The following is a 14,811-nucleotide window of genomic DNA, read 5'->3' on the forward strand; positions in this document are numbered from 1 at the left end:
GACAAATGAATGAAGCACAGATAAAGCTGAAAAGAACGGAAGCTCTTTTAGCCGAACTTATTCCCGAAGCACTCAGCCAGCTCAATGACAACCGTTTGCATGAACTCAGTGTCATTGAAGTGAAATGTTCCCGAGGAAGAAGCGACGCAAAAGTTTATATTGACCCGAGTAATTTCAGCGAAGAAGAAAAGAGAGCCTACCTGAAGCAGTTAAGAAAAGCCCGCCCTTTGGTAGAAGATTTTTGTTTGAAAGACCAGGGGTGGTACAGATGCCCAAAACTGGCATTTGAATTTGACGAACAGTTGAAAAAATCTCAAAATATTGAAGATTTGTTTAAAAAAATAGCCAAAGAGCATAAAGGAGAAGCATCATGAGTTTGCAAGGTGATATAGAATCCGTAGTCAAATCAGTAGATTTGGAACTTTATGACACGGTTGTTGTGAATGAAAATGATGAAACAATTTTCAGGGTAAGCGTCATTTCTTCCGAAATAGAAAACGGCAAACGCAAAGGGGTCAGTCTTGATGCCTGTGTAGAGTTAACACATCTGATTTCACCGTTGCTTGATGTCACTCCTCCTGTTTCCGGTGAATACAGATTAGAAGTGGGCAGTCCGGGAATTGAGCGAAAACTGACGACGCTTGAGCATTTTAAAAAATCTCTTGGTGAAAATGTTTCTTTGCTTTTGGATGAAAAAGAAAAACTCAAAGGGAAACTTGTCAAGGTTGAGGGAAGTAAAGTCTTTATTGAAAAAGATGGAGAAATGCACGAAGTTGATTTTAATGCCATAAAAAAAGCAAAAACTTACTTTGAATGGAAATAGATCATAGTTTTTATATGAACCTTGCCATTGACGAGGCTTGGAAATATCAAGGATTAACCTATCCCAACCCTGCAGTCGGTTGCACTGTAAGAGGCGAACACGGTGAAATTTTAGCGGTTGAATCACACCATAAAGCGGGTGAGCCTCATGCTGAAGTCAATGCTCTTAAATCTGCATACTATAAACTTACTCAAAACAAAGCAATACTCAAACTTCACGACTCTGAAAAAATTCATACTTTTTTACTCCAAAATCATAAAAATATTTTTAAAAACTGTTCTCTTTATTCTACGCTGGAGCCTTGTTCACATGTAGGAAAAACACCCTCCTGTGCAAATTTAATAGCAAATCTCGGTATAAAAAACATTTATATCGGGGCAGAAGACATAAATGCCATTGCAGCCAAAGGCAATGAAATCTTAGCAAAGAGCGGGTTACATGTAACCTTACATGTAGAAGAACAAAAATGTAAAGATTTGCTTTTACCCTTTTTGAAATTTATGAAAAATAATTTTGTTTTTTTCAAGTGGGCACAAAGGCTTAACGGTACAACAGATGGGGGAATTGTAAGTTCTGAGGCATCAAGAAAAAATGTCCATGCTATGCGTAATGTATGTGATCTGCTCGTCATCGGCGGCAATACGGTCCGCAGTGACAGACCGACACTTGATGCGAGACTTGTGAATGGAAAAGCACCTGATATTTTAATACTTTCACGTGAAAAAGATTTTGACAGAACCATTCCTCTTTTTAGTGTGACAAATCGAAAAGTAACTATAGCAAGTGATTTTTCAGTGCTCAAAAACTATAAAAATATTATGATAGAGGGAAGTGAAAAAATGTACGGACTCAGCCGTGATATTACTGATTATTATTTATGCTATCTTGCTCCTGGTTTTGGCGGAAAAGAAGGCTTTGGAAATATTGAAGATAAATTCGACATTTTAAATGCAGGCAAAGAAGCAGAAGATATAATACTGTGGATGAAAAGAAGGATATAAGTTTATGAGCATTTTAGACCAAAAAGGTGACGTAAAACAAGAAAAAATCGTTTCTATGTTTGATGACATTGCATCAACGTATGATACAGCAAACCGTGTGATGAGCATGGGTGTGGATATTTCATGGCGCAAAAAAGCCTGTGATCTGGCTTTTGAGTATTACGGCAAAAAAAGTATTGATAAAATTGTAGATGTTGCCTGCGGTACCGGAGATATGATGGGTTACTGGAAGAAACAGTCGCAAAAATCCGGTGTCAATATCAGTGAATTTGTAGGTGTTGATCCATCCAACGGTATGGTCGATGTTGCCCGTAAAAAATTTCCAGATTTTTCGTATCACATTGCAAAAGCAACCCAAATTCCTCTTGAAGATGCAAGTACAGATTTTTTAAGTATCACCTACGGCATTCGCAATGTTGTTGAGCGTCAAGAAGCATTTGATGAATTTAATCGTGTCCTTAAAAAAGAGGGACTTGTTGTCATTTTAGAATTTATGAAAGATGAGAACAAAAACATTCTTAAAAAAATCCGCGATATTTACATGCACAAAATTCTTCCCTATGTGGGCGGTGCAATTTCCAAAAATTTGGAAGCTTACACCTACTTACCGGACTCTATTGAGAACTTTGTAACCATACAGGGCATGCAAAAAGAACTGGAGAATGCAGGCTTTGAAATGCTCCACACCCAAAGTTTTTCCATGGATATCTCAACACTGCTCATTGCTCGTAAAAAGTAGTTACTATTTAAAATCTAAACTTTTGTTTTAATGCCCTGAAGTTATGCAAATTTTTTGGAACCCGTACTTCAGTGCGGGCTTTGTATTTCTAAGTTACACTTTAGCGTTTAAAACCTAGATTCCAAGGAAATATTAAGTTTTTTTCTTAAATTAATGGTAGTGAAACTTTTGTCTGGATCGTATATACAGTCATTTTATAGAGTTGTAAAATATAACAAAATATTGTACAATTTTATAAAGGATTGATTATGCAAGCTGTAAATTACTCTTATGCAAGGAATAATTTAAAATCTATTATTTCTGAGGTATGCCAAAAAGATGAAGAATGTCTCATCACAAGTAAAAATAATCAAAATGTGGTATTGATACCTCTTAATCATTATAATCAAATAAAAGAAGAGATTAAAAAATCACTTCAAAATATAAAAGATGGTGATTTATTTAGTGTAGATGAGGCATTTGAAAAAGTTTTTGTAAAATATGAAGATTAAAGTTTTATTTACTTCAAATGCAGTACATAAGCTTGATAAGATTGCAGATTATATTTATGAAAAAACCCAATCAAAGAAATTAACACGGAATTATTTAAAAAAATTACGTGAATTTCTTGCTTCTACATTACAAAATTTTCCAAAAGCGGGGCGGCCTGCTGATGAAATCTATAAAAATACGAGAAAATTAGTTTATCAAAGTTATTCAATCATATATAGTTATGATGAAGAAGATCATATTGTTTATATATTGACACTTTACAGAGAAAACTTACCTTGAAAAATGGAATATAATATGCATACACTCAGCGTTTCAGCACTCAACGAACAGATAAAAACTGTTCTTGAAAGCACCTTTGAACGTGTTTTTGTCGAGGGTGAACTCTCTCGCATTACTTTTCACAACTCAGGACATATCTATTTTACACTCAAAGACAAAGACTCGGCTGTAAGCTGTGTGATGTTTCGGGGAAATGCTTCAAAGCTGAGATTTCGTCTTGAAGAGGGGATGAAGGTTATCATAGATGGAGCTGTGACACTCTATAAACCGCGCGGAAGTTATCAAATTAACTGTTTTTCCATTGAGCCTGCCGGACAAGGGGCTTTGGCATTGGCATATGAACAGCTCAAACAAAAGCTCTCTGCGCAAGGCTATTTCGCTCCAGAGAGAAAAAAAGAACTTCCGAAATTTCCATCTCGCATTGCTCTGATTACTTCAGGGACCGGTGCAGCACTGCAAGATATGCTGCGCGTAGCAAATTCACGATACAGACTTTTGAAAATTGATGTCTATGATGTGCTTGTTCAAGGCGAAGGTGCTGCATTTTCTATAGTAAATGCTCTCAAAATCGCCGATACAAAAGGGTATGATATTATAGTCATAGGTCGCGGCGGCGGAAGTATTGAAGATTTGTGGGCATTTAATGAAGAAAGTGTTGCTGATGCTCTTTTTCATGCAAAAACACCGGTAGTCTCGGCTGTCGGGCATGAAATTGACTGGGTAATCAGTGATTTTGTGGCAGACCTGCGTGCCCCGACACCCAGTGCTGCTATGGAGATGATACTGCCTGACACCAATGAACTCTATCAGTATTTAGACTCTTTATCAACACAGTTAACCCAAAAAATAACCCATAAAGTATATAATCTACAGCAAGAACTGTTACATGTAAAGAACTCTTATCTCCAACATTCAGTGGAAAAAAAATTACAATATCGCGTTGATGAGATTAAAAAACTGCAAAAAGATTTTGCGCAGGCAATTACCTTTCGTCTGCAAAATTATAAAAAAGAAGTGGATTCATTACAGCAACGATTTCCGCAAACAATTCAGAGCGTGTTAAATATTGCGCAAAATCAACTTTTAAACCTGCAAAAAATGCTAGAATCCAATAATCCAAAATACAAAAATAAAAAAGGCTTTGCACAGATTGTAAAGAATTCACAGGTAGTGGATTTGTCTTCACTCAATGTAGATGATGTATTTGAAGCTCAGAGTGACACATACATAGTCAGTGCAAAAGTCTTAAAAAAGGAAAAAATCAGATGAATTATCCACAATTTTTTGATGCCGTACAAAGTATACCACTCAAAGACCCTTTGGCGCAGGTTTTAGGCGCTTTTGAAAACGGAGAATATGAAATAACATACTTAGAAGTTGTCAAAGCAGCAGGACACTCCTGTCCGACAGTTGCCGGTGCTTACATTATGGCAAGCGAGGCTTTAAAAGCTTTATATCCAAATCAGCGAGCCGTGCGCGGTACTATAAAAGTAGAGTTTAAAGAGTCTGTAGAAGAGGGCGTTGCCGGAGTGATAGGCAATGTTGTTTCGCATATTACAGGTGGAACGGAAAAAAGCGGATTTAAAGGATTAAACGGACAGTTTGCCCGCCATTCTTTGATGTTTTTCAATGCAAATATAGACGCATCTGCAAGATTTACAAGAGCAGATACGGGAAAAAGTGTAGATGTAAATTATAATCCTTCGACGGTACCGGCTTCACCGAATATGATGCCGTTAATGCAAAAATTGACAAGCGGAGCAGCCAGTCCTGAAGAAATCAAACATTTTGGTGAATTATGGCAAGAGAGAGTAAAAAGAATTTTTGAAAACTTAGAAGAAGTCGTCGAAGTTACGGAGTTGTAAACTCTGTAACTTATTTTAAAATCAGATCAGGGAAGTAGGTATTTAATATTACAGCCGTTGAGGCGGAGAGTTTTTTGAGCAGTTTGTCAAACTTGTCTTCTTTGTTCCATACAGGATGCAAAACACCGCTTAGCTTTGCCAAGGCGTTTTTTGCATCATATTCAACCCCGATATTGTCAATGAGACCGACTTTTTTTGCCTGTACTGCCGTAAATATATGGGCATTTGCATAAGTGTCTCTTTTGTTAAAATCCAAATGTCTTGCATCGGCAACATCTTTCGTAAACATATCATATGTTCCTTGAATGACCTTGTTTAACTCAGCGACTTCATACTTTTTCCATGGCCGGTCAGGTGTGCCTATCTGTTTGTAGCGTCCGGCTTTTACTACCTGTGTTTTGATACCGATTTTTTGCATGATGCCGCTTAAATCGGCACCCTGCATAATCACACCGATGCTGCCTATCATACTGCCTGGGTTTGCTATTATTTTATCAGCCCATATGCTTGCATAATAGCTTCCGCTTGCCATGGTGCCTTTGGCATAGGCTATGACAGGCTTTTGCTCTTTTAGTCTTTTGATGGCATACGCGATTTCGACAGAAGGTGAAACGGCACCACCGGGAGAATCGACAATGAGCAAGACACCTTTTACAGCACTGTTGTTTGCGGCTTTATTTATTTTTTGTACAACTTCTCCGGCATCCATAATCGGACCGCTGAGATTGATTTTTTCCAAATTATAGCTTGTAAACTCTTTTTCACTTGCCGGAGCAAAGAGTAAAATCAAAATCAGCACAAAGAGCATGGCTTTGAAATGATTTTGGATATAGTTCATAATTGCTGCGATGGGAGAAAATATCTTTTTCAGTAATTCCATTTATTCATTTCCTTTTGCAAGTTTTCCGTTAATGAAAACTTTTGAGATATTATAGCGATGCAGTATTAAATGAATGGCTAACTCTTCATTTGGTTCGGCATCCAGGTCAAGAACAAGCATATCTGCATTTTTGCCTTCTAAAATTTCTCCCGTATTGAGTCCCAGTGCCTGGGCGGCATGGACGGTGACTCCTTTTATAAGTTGTTTTGCGAATTTCAAGAGAGGCGCATCACTGTGCATAAAAAGAGAAATTTTCATCTCTTCAAACAGATCAAGCTGATAGTTTGAGCTTAAACCGTCAGTCGCAACAATCCAGCGAATCTTTTTTTCATCTAGTTTTTTGATATTGAGTGTAGGATTGCCAAGGAGTCTGTTGGATATAGGGCAGTGAATGATAGTGTGATTCTGCTCGGCAATCTTTTCTAACTCTTCTTCGTTTGTTTTGACCGCATGTGTGAGCAGTGCTTCAAAACCGTCAAAATAGTTCAAAAACTCTTTGGCATCACTGATGCTTCTGTCCTGTTTGAGCAGTGTTTTAAAAAATTCCTTAAAATCACCGCTGCTTGAATCAAGCCAGTTGCGTTCGGCTTCACTTTCCATAAAATGTGCCGTAAGTTTTAGATTTTCATTTTTAACAATCTCGAGAGCTTTTTGTATAAGAATCGGGTGAACAGAGTAGGGGGAATGAATGGCAACTGCAGGATAAAATCCTTCCCTTTGAACAGCTTTTGAGGCATCTAGCCGCGCAAGAAAATCACTAAAAAGAGCATCCGCCATCCCTGCCTGTGAACCGATAAATTCATTGAAAAATACAACATTCTGTTGAGCGTTTATACATGCTTCAAGATCCATGGCATGAGAACTTATGGCACCAAAGGTTGTGATACCGCTTGTAAGCATGGCATCTATTGCTTTGTCCATACATGTAAGGTCACAGCCTGCGATAAGGTCTTCACGATTTTCTATAACACTGTAGAGCCAGTTTAAGAAATCACCGTAACTGAGCTGGTTTTTATTGGCAGAGAACTCTACATGTACATGAGCATTGATAAGGCCGGGCATAAGCAGAGAATTTTTTTGCAACTGTATGATTTTTGCTTCTGGAAATTTCTGCTCCAGTTCTTCTAAAACACCTATGCAGCGGATAGTTTTGTCAAATGCAATTGCCTTGTCTGCAAGGAGTATATCTGGTGTTAAAATATAATTGGGAACGAGTATTGTCATCTTTTTTTCTTTTTTCCAAATTATACACTTTTTTTAATATTAGTTTGGATAAAATAGTTCTTCAGAAGATAAATCATCATAATAAGGGTAAAAATGAAAATAGTAGTTATTCAAGGTCCAAATTTAAACATGCTCGGAATCCGTGAACAAAATATTTACGGTCCGATGAAGTTAGAGCAGATTCATGCACAGATGAAAGATGTAGCAACCCAAAACGGTGTGGAAATAGAATTTTTTCAAAGCAACCTCGAAGGTGAAATTGTAGATAAAATTCAGGAGTGCTACGGTGAAGCACAGGGATTGATTATCAATGCTGCTGCCTATACACATACTTCTATTGCAATTCGTGATGCGATTTCTGCCGTAAGCCTGCCTACCATAGAAGTACATATCAGCAATATTCACCGACGTGAAGAATTTAGACAAAAAAATATGATTGCACCTGTCTGCACATCATCTGTTGTCGGTTTCGGACCTTTTGGCTACCATTTGGCTATGATGGGTATGCTTCAGATTATGAACGAAATCAAAGCGGCCCAAGAAGCGCAGGCGCAAGCACAGAAACAGGCCTAAGTCTTTACATGTACAGAAAATGCAAGATAAACAAAAGATTGACCTCTTTTTACAACTTGCATTTCCCTTATACTGCCCGTGGAAAAAGTCGGCATAGATATGAAACTGTTGTAGGTATTGGTGGAAATGTCGGAGATGTACGTCGAAGATTTGAACATCTTCTTGTGGTGTTGCAAAAAGATAGAAGAGTATCAGTAGTAAAAACATCATTGATTTTAAAAAATCCTCCTTTTGGCTATACAGACCAGGATGATTTTTTCAACTCAATACTTGTTTTAAAAACTTCAATGCAGCCAAGAGTTTTTTTACGCTATTTACTGAGACTGGAAAAAAAATTTGGCAGAAAAAGAACTTTTGAAAATGCACCAAGGACGCTAGATTTGGATATTATATTTTTTGATAACCGTACAATACATACACAAGATTTAATTGTGCCACATCCTTTTTATGCGCAAAGAGAAAGTGTAATGATACCTTTGTCAGGTGTTGGTAGATGAAAATATTGACATTTACCGGGCGCAGTCCGTCAGAGGCACTCAAAAAAGCAAAAATGGAAATTGGGGATGAGGGGATGCTCATTGAAACCAAAGAGATTCAAAAAAAAGCTTTAGGCAGAGAAGCCCTCTATGAGATAGTAATCGGTATAGATGAAGAAATGATTCCGGCTACTTATAAAAAAACAAAAAAACCGCTTTCCAAACAGCAACCGCTCAAAGAAGAGAGTCGGGAAATACTTTTTGATATTTCCAATGCGGCACAACAAATTTCTAAAATTTCAAATGTGACCGATCCTTTGGAGAACCTATATCAGCCTTCACCGTTGCAACAAACAGCTGCTTCTGTTGAACCCAAAGAGCTAAAAGAGATAAAATCTGAAATCAATAAACTGACAGATAAGGTAAAAATTATTCAAAATATGTTTTGGGATGAAAAGTCACCAAATCTTTCAAGTCAAATTCCGCCGGAATTTTCTGAAATTTATCGTCTTGCCTCACAAAGCGGAATGAACAGGGAACATCTGGATACTCTTATGCAGGTTACTTTGGAACATATGCCGTTGAAAATGCGAGAAAACTCTTCCACCGTAAAAAGGTATTTTCAAACAATACTTCGAAAAATGGTTCCTATCCGAAGAGAAACACTGCCTAATATAGGTGCGAAAAAAGTTATTATGCTTGTCGGACCAACAGGTGTGGGAAAGACAACTTCTATTGCCAAACTTGCTGCCAGATACTCTTTTTTAATGGAAAAAAAGTACAAAGTCGGACTGGTTGTGCTTGACACCTATCGTATAGGGGCAGTCGAGCAGTTGATGCAGTATGCACGAATGATGAAACTTGGAATTGAAACAGTTGTTGATCCTCCGGAGTTCTCAAGCGCTCTGGAATCTCTCAAATATTGTGATTATATATTGATTGATACAATGGGATCGAGTCCTTATGACAGAGTGAAAATTGAAAAAATATATGAGTGTCTGAATGCAAACAACACGCAATACAATGTGGATGTAGTGCTGGTAATGCCAAGTTCAATTAAATATGAAGACTTAAAAGTGACCTATGACAGCTTTTCAACACTGGGTGTAGATACACTGATGTTTACAAAGCTGGATGAGACAATGGGTTTTGGAAATATTTTTTCGCTGGCTTATGAAACAAAAAAACCGATAAGTTATTTTTCTGTAGGTCAGGAAGTACCGGAAGATTTAGTATGTGCGAGCAGTGATTTTTTAATTGAGTGTCTTCTGAACGGATTTAACAGGAGTAAGGTATGATTGGGAATCAGGCGCAAAAGCTTGAAGAACTAGTTGCTTCAAATTCCCAAAAGAAAAAATCAAAAAAAACACGTTTTATCGCAATTACAAGCGGTAAAGGTGGGGTAGGCAAAAGTACTATAAGTTCAAACCTTGCCTATGCGTTGTCTCAGCAGGGTTTGAATGTGGGAATATTTGATGCAGATATAGGACTGGCCAATCTGGATGTTATGTTTAATGTAAAAATCAAAAAAAACATTTTACATGTACTCAAAGGTGAAGCGACGGTTAGCGATATTTTAATTCCTATTACCCGTAATCTTATTCTGATTCCTGGTGAGAGTGGTGATGAAATATTAAAATATTCCGATATGGCACTGTTTGACAGATTTATGCAAGAAGCACAGGTCTTGAACAAACTTGATGTAATGATTATAGATACGGGAGCCGGGATTGGAGAGCATATTCAAATGTTTTTAAATGCGGCAGATGATGTAATTGTTGTAACCGTTCCCGATCCTGCAGCAATTACCGATGCATATGCAACGATTAAAACAATTGCGACACTCAGAAATGATGTATTTATGATAATGAATCAGGTGAAAAATGAAAAAGAGGCTTTTGGTGTTTTTGAAAAAATTAAAAAAGTTGCCAAGGCAAATATAGGTGAAAAACTGGATTTGCAGTTGATTGGGAAAATGAATGCTGATGCAAAAGTTTCAACATCGGTAAAGCAGCGTGCACTTTTTAGAATGCTTTATCCTGCATCACAGCCGAGCAAAGACATAGATGCAATTGTGCGTAAAATTACACAAAAGCTGGAACGAAATGTGCTGGTTACATCCAATGAAAGTGGATTGTCAGGTCTGTTTAAAAGATTAATGGATCATTTTTAAGTCTTATTTGGGGTAGTTATGTTTGGTGAAAACTTTGTTTATTTTTTTACTGTTCAAGGGTTTTTTGTAGGAATAATCTTTGGGTTGTTAAAATCTTTTGATGCTGAAGGGTTATTACTTTATACATTTTTTATTACCATCTTTTTTTATCTTTTTTCACATGTAATTGTTGCACTTTATTACAGAACAATAACGGTTAAAGCCTATAATTTTCCAAAAGAAACCCATGAAACAGAACTAGATGTTTTTGTAAAAGAGATAAACAAAAGAGAAAAACTGATAGACTCAGCGTGTAAAATTACAGATATTGCTGTCAAAATGAACTCTGAAGATGTAGCCGGACAAAAATTATGACAAAAAATGCTTACCTTCAAGATCTCAAACACAAAGAAGATGAACTGGCACTGCAATATCTTCCTGCCGTAAAAGCAATGGCTTTTCGGCTCAAAGAGCGGCTTCCAAGTTCGGTGGATTTTAGTGATCTTTCAGCAATCGGGACAGAAGAACTTATAAAACTGGCAAGGCGATATGATGAAAAGCTCAATGACTCTTTTTGGGGCTATGCAAAAAAAAGAGTTTATGGTGCAATGCTTGACTATTTGAGAAGTCTGGATATTTTAAGCCGTGCCAGCCGTAAACTTGTAAAAGCTATAGATTATGCAGTTCAAGAATATATGCTGACACATGACGAAGAACCGAGTGATGAAGAACTGGCAGATATACTGGGCGAAAGTATTGAAAAAGTTCATGAAGCACGCATCGCTTCAAATATTTATACAGTCATGCCTCTGCATGATCAGTTGCAAATTGGTGATGAGGGTGCAGCGCTTGTTCAAATTGAAAAAGAAGAGTTGATTGGCGTAATAAAAAAAGTTCTTTCCTCTTATAAAGAGAGAGAACAGATGATAATTCAGCTATACTACTTTGAAGAGTTGACTTTAAAAGAAATTAGTGATATTTTAGATATAACTGAGTCCCGTATCTCACAAATTCACAAGTCTGTAATCCAAAAAATTAAAGAGAGTATAGGAGCATAACATGGCAGATATACTATCACAGGAAGAAATCGATGCGCTTTTGGATGTTGTTGAAGATGAAGGTGAAAATGTCTTAGAGAGTGATGAAGATGCTCTTTTGCCTCAACGGCAGGTAACTCTCTATGATTTTAAACGTCCAAACAGGGTTTCAAAAGAACAGCTTCGTGCATTTCGCGGTGTTCATGACAAAATGGCCAGAAGTCTGGCTTCTCAGATATCTTCAATTATGCGTTCTATTGTTGAAATACAACTGCACTCTGTTGATCAGATGACCTATGGTGAATTTTTGATGAGTTTGCCAAACCCTACAAGTTTTAATGTGTTTTCGGTGAAGCCTCTTGAGGGAAGCGGCATTATAGAAATCAATCCTTCCATTGCTTTTCCTATGCTTGACAGATTGCTTGGAGGAAAAGGAGAACCTTTCGATGCAAGTCGGGAATTTTCAGATATAGAACTCAGCCTGTTTGAAACAATACTTCGTGTTATGATGAGCACGCTAAAAGAGGCATGGGCTCCTGTTATGGAAATTTATCCGGCAATAGAATCCAAAGAATCTTCTCCGAATGTCGTTCAAATTGTTGCACAAAACGAAATTGTTGTTATGGTGGTAATGGAAATCATCATAGGGCACAGTTCCGGTATGATGAATATATGCTATCCTGTTATCTCATTGGAACCTGTTTTGCCAAAACTTGCAAGCCGTGATTTAATGTTAAACGAAACAAGTTCTAAAAAAAGCAGAAATATGGAGCTGAAGGTTCTTCTCGGTGGGGCAAAAGTAAATGTAGAAGCAAATTTGGGTGATGCAGATTTAACTATGCATGATATACTTGAATTGAAAATCGGTGATGTAATCAGGCTCTCAAGTGCTGCAGATGACATTGTGACTGTTGCAGTAGATGGAAAAGAGAGATTTCGTGGTGAAATAGGACTGCGGAGGTTCAGAAAATCAATTAGTATTACAGAAATTATTGAAACAGAAAAAGATACCGTCAAGCGTGCACTTGAGAATTTAGAAAAACAAAGACACGAAAAAATTTCCGGGGTTAAAGATATAATTCATGAAGGTGAAACGGAATTTGAAAACAAATATGAGGAGTAAAAAATGAGTGACTTTATAAAACTATTTGAAGATGAAACAGTTGGTACTATTGAAGCACTTATTGGAACTGCTCCAACTTTAGAGTTAAAAGAAGAACAGGAATTAAGCATCATTTCAAACATTGTTCCGCCTATTGTTTTGGTGAAAATCAAGGTAAGCGGAGATGTGGATGCAGAGGCAATGGTAGCGTTACCACCAAATCTGGCAGCATCACTTTCAGATATGATGATGGGTGAAGAAGCCAGTGAGAGAGAAGATGTAAGCGAAGACGATATGGATGCTACAAAAGAGATAGTATCAAATATTTTTGGTGCTATTGCAAATACGCTCTCTGCTCAAAAAGAGTTGCCTGTATTGTCTTTCAGTATTGAAAATATAGAATTGGTCGGCGATAATGATGAAGTAAGTCTCGAAGCTTTCAGCAGAATGTATGTATATAAGTTTAACCTGGAATCCGTGCATTCATTACTGATGTTTATTATAGATGAAAAATTAAAAAATGTACTGTTTCCATCAGAATCTTCAGAAGAAACAGTAAATGCACATGACCATGCGAGCAGTGCCGATACTTCGGAACATGTAATATCAAATTGTGAAGAAGATATTACCTTGAGCAGTGAAGAGATGAAAAACATTGCTCTTATTATGGATGTAAAACTTCCTGTAAAGGTAAGAATCGGGAAAAAAAGAATGTTGCTAAAAGATGTACTGAATATGGATATCGGCTCGGTTATTGAATTAAACCAATTGGCAAACGATCCGTTGGATATTTTGGTAGATAATCATGTGATAGCACAGGGTGAAGTAGTTATTGTAGATGGCAACTTTGGAATACAAGTAACAACGATAGGCACGAAAAAAGAAAGATTAACACAGCTTAAAGGTTAATAAGAAAGTTTGAGGACATAATGAAAGAAAAAGTTTTAGTAGGAATGAGTGGAGGGGTTGATTCAACAATTACTTCTTTATTGTTAAAAGAGCAAGGGTATGAAGTTGAAGGATTATATATGAAACTTCATTCAAAACCCGGATATCATGAAATTCACCAGGCACGTGCACAAAAAGCTGCTGACTTTGTCGGTATTAAATTGCATGTACTGGATTTACAAAAAACATTTAATGAAAAAGTATTTCAACCGTTTATTGATACATACGCTGAAGGAAAAACTCCAAATCCGTGTGCCCTGTGCAACAGAAATCTTAAGTTTGGTGAAATGATAAAATTCGCTGATGAAATCGGTGCAGAGTATTTGGCAACCGGACATTACATTAAAACAGATGGAAAGTATCTTTACTCTGCAGATGATGATACAAAAGATCAAAGTTATTTTCTTTTTTATATTAACAGAGAAATTCTACCAAGATTAAAATTTCCATTAGGTGAAAGACATAAAAAAGATATAAAAGCGTTGGCTGCATCCATAAAAGGATTGGAATCATTTTCATCTCAGGCAGAATCAAGTGAAATCTGTTTTGTGGAAACAACATATACGGACCTTTTAAAAGACTATGTTCAGGTTGATCAGCCGGGAGAAGTTCTTGATCAAAATGGCAATGTTATAGGTGAACATAAGGGATATATGCACTATACGATTGGAAAGCGTAAAGGCTTTACAGTACATGGTGCCCATGATCCTCATTTTGTACTGAGTATTAATCCGAAAAAAAATCAAATAGTTGTCGGGAAAAAAGAAGATCTGGCATGTTATGATGTAAAACTCAATAATCTCAATATGTTTGATGACAGAAAAGAGTTTGACACAACAGTGAAACTGCGTTACAGAACTAAAGCAGTCAAGTGCCATGTAAAAATAGAAGCAGATGTAGCCTATCTGAAACTCGAAGAGAGTGTATTCGGTGTTGCAGTCGGACAGGCCGCGGTATTTTATGATGATGATAAACTTATAGGCGGCGGCTGGATTATAGAGTCTTAGCTGCCAACAAACTTCTATAAAAAGTAACAAATAAAAAACTTCAAAAACTTTTTAAAAAACCCACCAAACATTAAGCAGTCTCTAAGCAATACTCCCCTATAATTCCCATCCACAAACAGAGAGACCTTGTTTAAAAGGCCTGAAGAGACTTCGAGTAGAAGCTTTTAAAAATGTTTGAGATCATTGAAAACTAAGCAAGTAAGAGACTTTTTA

Annotated in this window: 19 protein-coding genes; 17 read left to right on the forward strand and 2 right to left on the reverse strand. The window is 37.0% G+C overall.

Going from position 1 to position 14,811, the window contains the following annotated elements; all coding sequences use genetic code 11:
* Positions 1-5: 5 nt before the first annotated feature.
* The 8 genes from rbfA (at position 6) to MNY28_RS08650 (ending at position 5,199) form a co-directional block, all read left to right on the forward strand.
* On the forward strand, positions 6-374 hold the full coding sequence (gene rbfA, locus MNY28_RS08615; protein ID WP_346389552.1) for a 30S ribosome-binding factor RbfA: 369 nt from the start codon (positions 6-8) through the stop codon (positions 372-374).
* Positions 371-823: a ribosome maturation factor gene (locus tag MNY28_RS08620; RefSeq protein WP_346389553.1), complete on the forward strand. Its 453-nt coding sequence runs from the start codon at positions 371-373 to the stop codon at positions 821-823. Before rbfA ends, MNY28_RS08620 begins: the two co-directional genes overlap by 4 nt.
* Positions 814-1,824 (forward strand): bifunctional diaminohydroxyphosphoribosylaminopyrimidine deaminase/5-amino-6-(5-phosphoribosylamino)uracil reductase RibD, encoded by a 1,011-nt coding sequence (ribD, locus tag MNY28_RS08625; protein WP_346389554.1) that lies wholly within the window; start codon positions 814-816, stop codon positions 1,822-1,824. Before MNY28_RS08620 ends, ribD begins: the two co-directional genes overlap by 10 nt.
* A gap of 4 nt (positions 1,825-1,828) precedes the next feature.
* Positions 1,829-2,563: a bifunctional demethylmenaquinone methyltransferase/2-methoxy-6-polyprenyl-1,4-benzoquinol methylase UbiE gene (ubiE, locus tag MNY28_RS08630; protein WP_346389555.1), complete on the forward strand. Its 735-nt coding sequence runs from the start codon at positions 1,829-1,831 to the stop codon at positions 2,561-2,563.
* A gap of 248 nt (positions 2,564-2,811) precedes the next feature.
* The gene (locus tag MNY28_RS08635) at positions 2,812-3,054 is read left to right on the forward strand and encodes a type II toxin-antitoxin system Phd/YefM family antitoxin (protein WP_151900786.1); all 243 of its coding nucleotides are present in this window, start codon (positions 2,812-2,814) and stop codon (positions 3,052-3,054) included.
* Positions 3,044-3,334 carry a type II toxin-antitoxin system RelE/ParE family toxin gene (locus tag MNY28_RS08640; RefSeq protein WP_346389556.1) on the forward strand — a complete coding sequence of 97 codons (291 nt, stop codon included), beginning with the start codon at positions 3,044-3,046 and terminating at the stop codon, positions 3,332-3,334. Before MNY28_RS08635 ends, MNY28_RS08640 begins: the two co-directional genes overlap by 11 nt.
* 15 nt (positions 3,335-3,349) lie before the next feature.
* Complete coding sequence (gene xseA / locus MNY28_RS08645) at positions 3,350-4,603, forward strand: exodeoxyribonuclease VII large subunit (RefSeq protein ID WP_346389557.1); 1,254 nt, start codon at positions 3,350-3,352, stop codon at positions 4,601-4,603.
* Positions 4,600-5,199, forward strand: coding sequence for an FmdE family protein (locus MNY28_RS08650; RefSeq protein ID WP_346389558.1), 600 nt, complete (start codon positions 4,600-4,602; stop codon positions 5,197-5,199). The genes xseA and MNY28_RS08650 overlap by 4 nt, the downstream gene beginning before the upstream one ends.
* A 10-nt stretch (positions 5,200-5,209) precedes the next feature.
* On the opposite strand, the gene sppA is transcribed toward MNY28_RS08650, so the two are convergent.
* Positions 5,210-6,079, reverse strand: a complete 870-nt coding sequence (gene sppA / locus MNY28_RS08655; protein WP_346389559.1) for a signal peptide peptidase SppA — start codon at positions 6,077-6,079, stop codon at positions 5,210-5,212.
* Positions 6,080-7,303 (reverse strand): metal-dependent hydrolase, encoded by a 1,224-nt coding sequence (locus tag MNY28_RS08660; RefSeq protein WP_346389560.1) that lies wholly within the window; start codon positions 7,301-7,303, stop codon positions 6,080-6,082.
* Positions 7,304-7,396: 93 nt separating this feature from the next.
* Here MNY28_RS08660 and aroQ point away from each other — a divergent pair, with 93 nt between their 5' ends.
* Genes aroQ through mnmA form a run of 9 tightly spaced genes read left to right on the forward strand, consistent with a single transcriptional unit; the run spans position 7,397 to position 14,598 of the window.
* The gene (aroQ, locus tag MNY28_RS08665) at positions 7,397-7,876 is read left to right on the forward strand and encodes a type II 3-dehydroquinate dehydratase (protein WP_151900781.1); all 480 of its coding nucleotides are present in this window, start codon (positions 7,397-7,399) and stop codon (positions 7,874-7,876) included.
* Positions 7,877-7,884: 8 nt separating this feature from the next.
* Positions 7,885-8,373, forward strand: a complete 489-nt coding sequence (gene folK, locus MNY28_RS08670) for a 2-amino-4-hydroxy-6-hydroxymethyldihydropteridine diphosphokinase (protein WP_346389561.1) — start codon at positions 7,885-7,887, stop codon at positions 8,371-8,373.
* Complete coding sequence (flhF, locus tag MNY28_RS08675) at positions 8,370-9,650, forward strand: flagellar biosynthesis protein FlhF (protein WP_346389562.1); 1,281 nt, start codon at positions 8,370-8,372, stop codon at positions 9,648-9,650. Before folK ends, flhF begins: the two co-directional genes overlap by 4 nt.
* The gene (locus MNY28_RS08680) at positions 9,647-10,525 is read left to right on the forward strand and encodes a MinD/ParA family protein (protein WP_151900778.1); all 879 of its coding nucleotides are present in this window, start codon (positions 9,647-9,649) and stop codon (positions 10,523-10,525) included. Before flhF ends, MNY28_RS08680 begins: the two co-directional genes overlap by 4 nt.
* An 18-nt stretch (positions 10,526-10,543) precedes the next feature.
* Positions 10,544-10,879: a hypothetical protein gene (locus MNY28_RS08685; protein ID WP_151900777.1), complete on the forward strand. Its 336-nt coding sequence runs from the start codon at positions 10,544-10,546 to the stop codon at positions 10,877-10,879.
* Positions 10,876-11,562 (forward strand): RNA polymerase sigma factor FliA, encoded by a 687-nt coding sequence (locus tag MNY28_RS08690; RefSeq protein WP_151900776.1) that lies wholly within the window; start codon positions 10,876-10,878, stop codon positions 11,560-11,562. The genes MNY28_RS08685 and MNY28_RS08690 overlap by 4 nt, the downstream gene beginning before the upstream one ends.
* A gap of 1 nt (position 11,563) precedes the next feature.
* Complete coding sequence (fliM, locus tag MNY28_RS08695; RefSeq protein WP_151900775.1) at positions 11,564-12,664, forward strand: flagellar motor switch protein FliM; 1,101 nt, start codon at positions 11,564-11,566, stop codon at positions 12,662-12,664.
* A gap of 3 nt (positions 12,665-12,667) precedes the next feature.
* Positions 12,668-13,552: a flagellar motor switch protein FliY gene (gene fliY, locus MNY28_RS08700; RefSeq protein WP_346389563.1), complete on the forward strand. Its 885-nt coding sequence runs from the start codon at positions 12,668-12,670 to the stop codon at positions 13,550-13,552.
* A gap of 20 nt (positions 13,553-13,572) precedes the next feature.
* Positions 13,573-14,598 carry a tRNA 2-thiouridine(34) synthase MnmA gene (mnmA, locus tag MNY28_RS08705; RefSeq protein WP_346389564.1) on the forward strand — a complete coding sequence of 342 codons (1,026 nt, stop codon included), beginning with the start codon at positions 13,573-13,575 and terminating at the stop codon, positions 14,596-14,598.
* The last annotated feature ends 213 nt before the right edge of the window (positions 14,599-14,811 follow it).

Origin of the sequence: Sulfurimonas sp. NWX367 (assembly GCF_039667065.1) — a bacterium.
Classification (GTDB): Bacteria; Campylobacterota; Campylobacteria; order Campylobacterales; family Sulfurimonadaceae; genus Sulfurimonas; species Sulfurimonas hydrogeniphila.

What these genes read in the sequence shown, in the direction of transcription:
- rbfA (WP_346389552.1), top strand. Translation starts at nt 6, where the DNA reads ATGAATGAAGCACAGATAAAGCTGAAAAGAACGGAAGCTCTTTTAGCC.
- MNY28_RS08620 (WP_346389553.1), top strand. Translation starts at nt 371, where the DNA reads ATGAGTTTGCAAGGTGATATAGAATCCGTAGTCAAATCAGTAGATTTG.
- ribD (WP_346389554.1), top strand. Translation starts at nt 814, where the DNA reads ATGGAAATAGATCATAGTTTTTATATGAACCTTGCCATTGACGAGGCT.
- ubiE (WP_346389555.1), top strand. Translation starts at nt 1,829, where the DNA reads ATGAGCATTTTAGACCAAAAAGGTGACGTAAAACAAGAAAAAATCGTT.
- MNY28_RS08635 (WP_151900786.1), top strand. Translation starts at nt 2,812, where the DNA reads ATGCAAGCTGTAAATTACTCTTATGCAAGGAATAATTTAAAATCTATT.
- MNY28_RS08640 (WP_346389556.1), top strand. Translation starts at nt 3,044, where the DNA reads ATGAAGATTAAAGTTTTATTTACTTCAAATGCAGTACATAAGCTTGAT.
- xseA (WP_346389557.1), top strand. Translation starts at nt 3,350, where the DNA reads ATGCATACACTCAGCGTTTCAGCACTCAACGAACAGATAAAAACTGTT.
- MNY28_RS08650 (WP_346389558.1), top strand. Translation starts at nt 4,600, where the DNA reads ATGAATTATCCACAATTTTTTGATGCCGTACAAAGTATACCACTCAAA.
- sppA (WP_346389559.1), bottom strand. Translation starts at nt 6,079, where the DNA reads ATGGAATTACTGAAAAAGATATTTTCTCCCATCGCAGCAATTATGAAC.
- MNY28_RS08660 (WP_346389560.1), bottom strand. Translation starts at nt 7,303, where the DNA reads ATGACAATACTCGTTCCCAATTATATTTTAACACCAGATATACTCCTT.
- aroQ (WP_151900781.1), top strand. Translation starts at nt 7,397, where the DNA reads ATGAAAATAGTAGTTATTCAAGGTCCAAATTTAAACATGCTCGGAATC.
- folK (WP_346389561.1), top strand. Translation starts at nt 7,885, where the DNA reads ATGTACAGAAAATGCAAGATAAACAAAAGATTGACCTCTTTTTACAAC.
- flhF (WP_346389562.1), top strand. Translation starts at nt 8,370, where the DNA reads ATGAAAATATTGACATTTACCGGGCGCAGTCCGTCAGAGGCACTCAAA.
- MNY28_RS08680 (WP_151900778.1), top strand. Translation starts at nt 9,647, where the DNA reads ATGATTGGGAATCAGGCGCAAAAGCTTGAAGAACTAGTTGCTTCAAAT.
- MNY28_RS08685 (WP_151900777.1), top strand. Translation starts at nt 10,544, where the DNA reads ATGTTTGGTGAAAACTTTGTTTATTTTTTTACTGTTCAAGGGTTTTTT.
- MNY28_RS08690 (WP_151900776.1), top strand. Translation starts at nt 10,876, where the DNA reads ATGACAAAAAATGCTTACCTTCAAGATCTCAAACACAAAGAAGATGAA.
- fliM (WP_151900775.1), top strand. Translation starts at nt 11,564, where the DNA reads ATGGCAGATATACTATCACAGGAAGAAATCGATGCGCTTTTGGATGTT.
- fliY (WP_346389563.1), top strand. Translation starts at nt 12,668, where the DNA reads ATGAGTGACTTTATAAAACTATTTGAAGATGAAACAGTTGGTACTATT.
- mnmA (WP_346389564.1), top strand. Translation starts at nt 13,573, where the DNA reads ATGAAAGAAAAAGTTTTAGTAGGAATGAGTGGAGGGGTTGATTCAACA.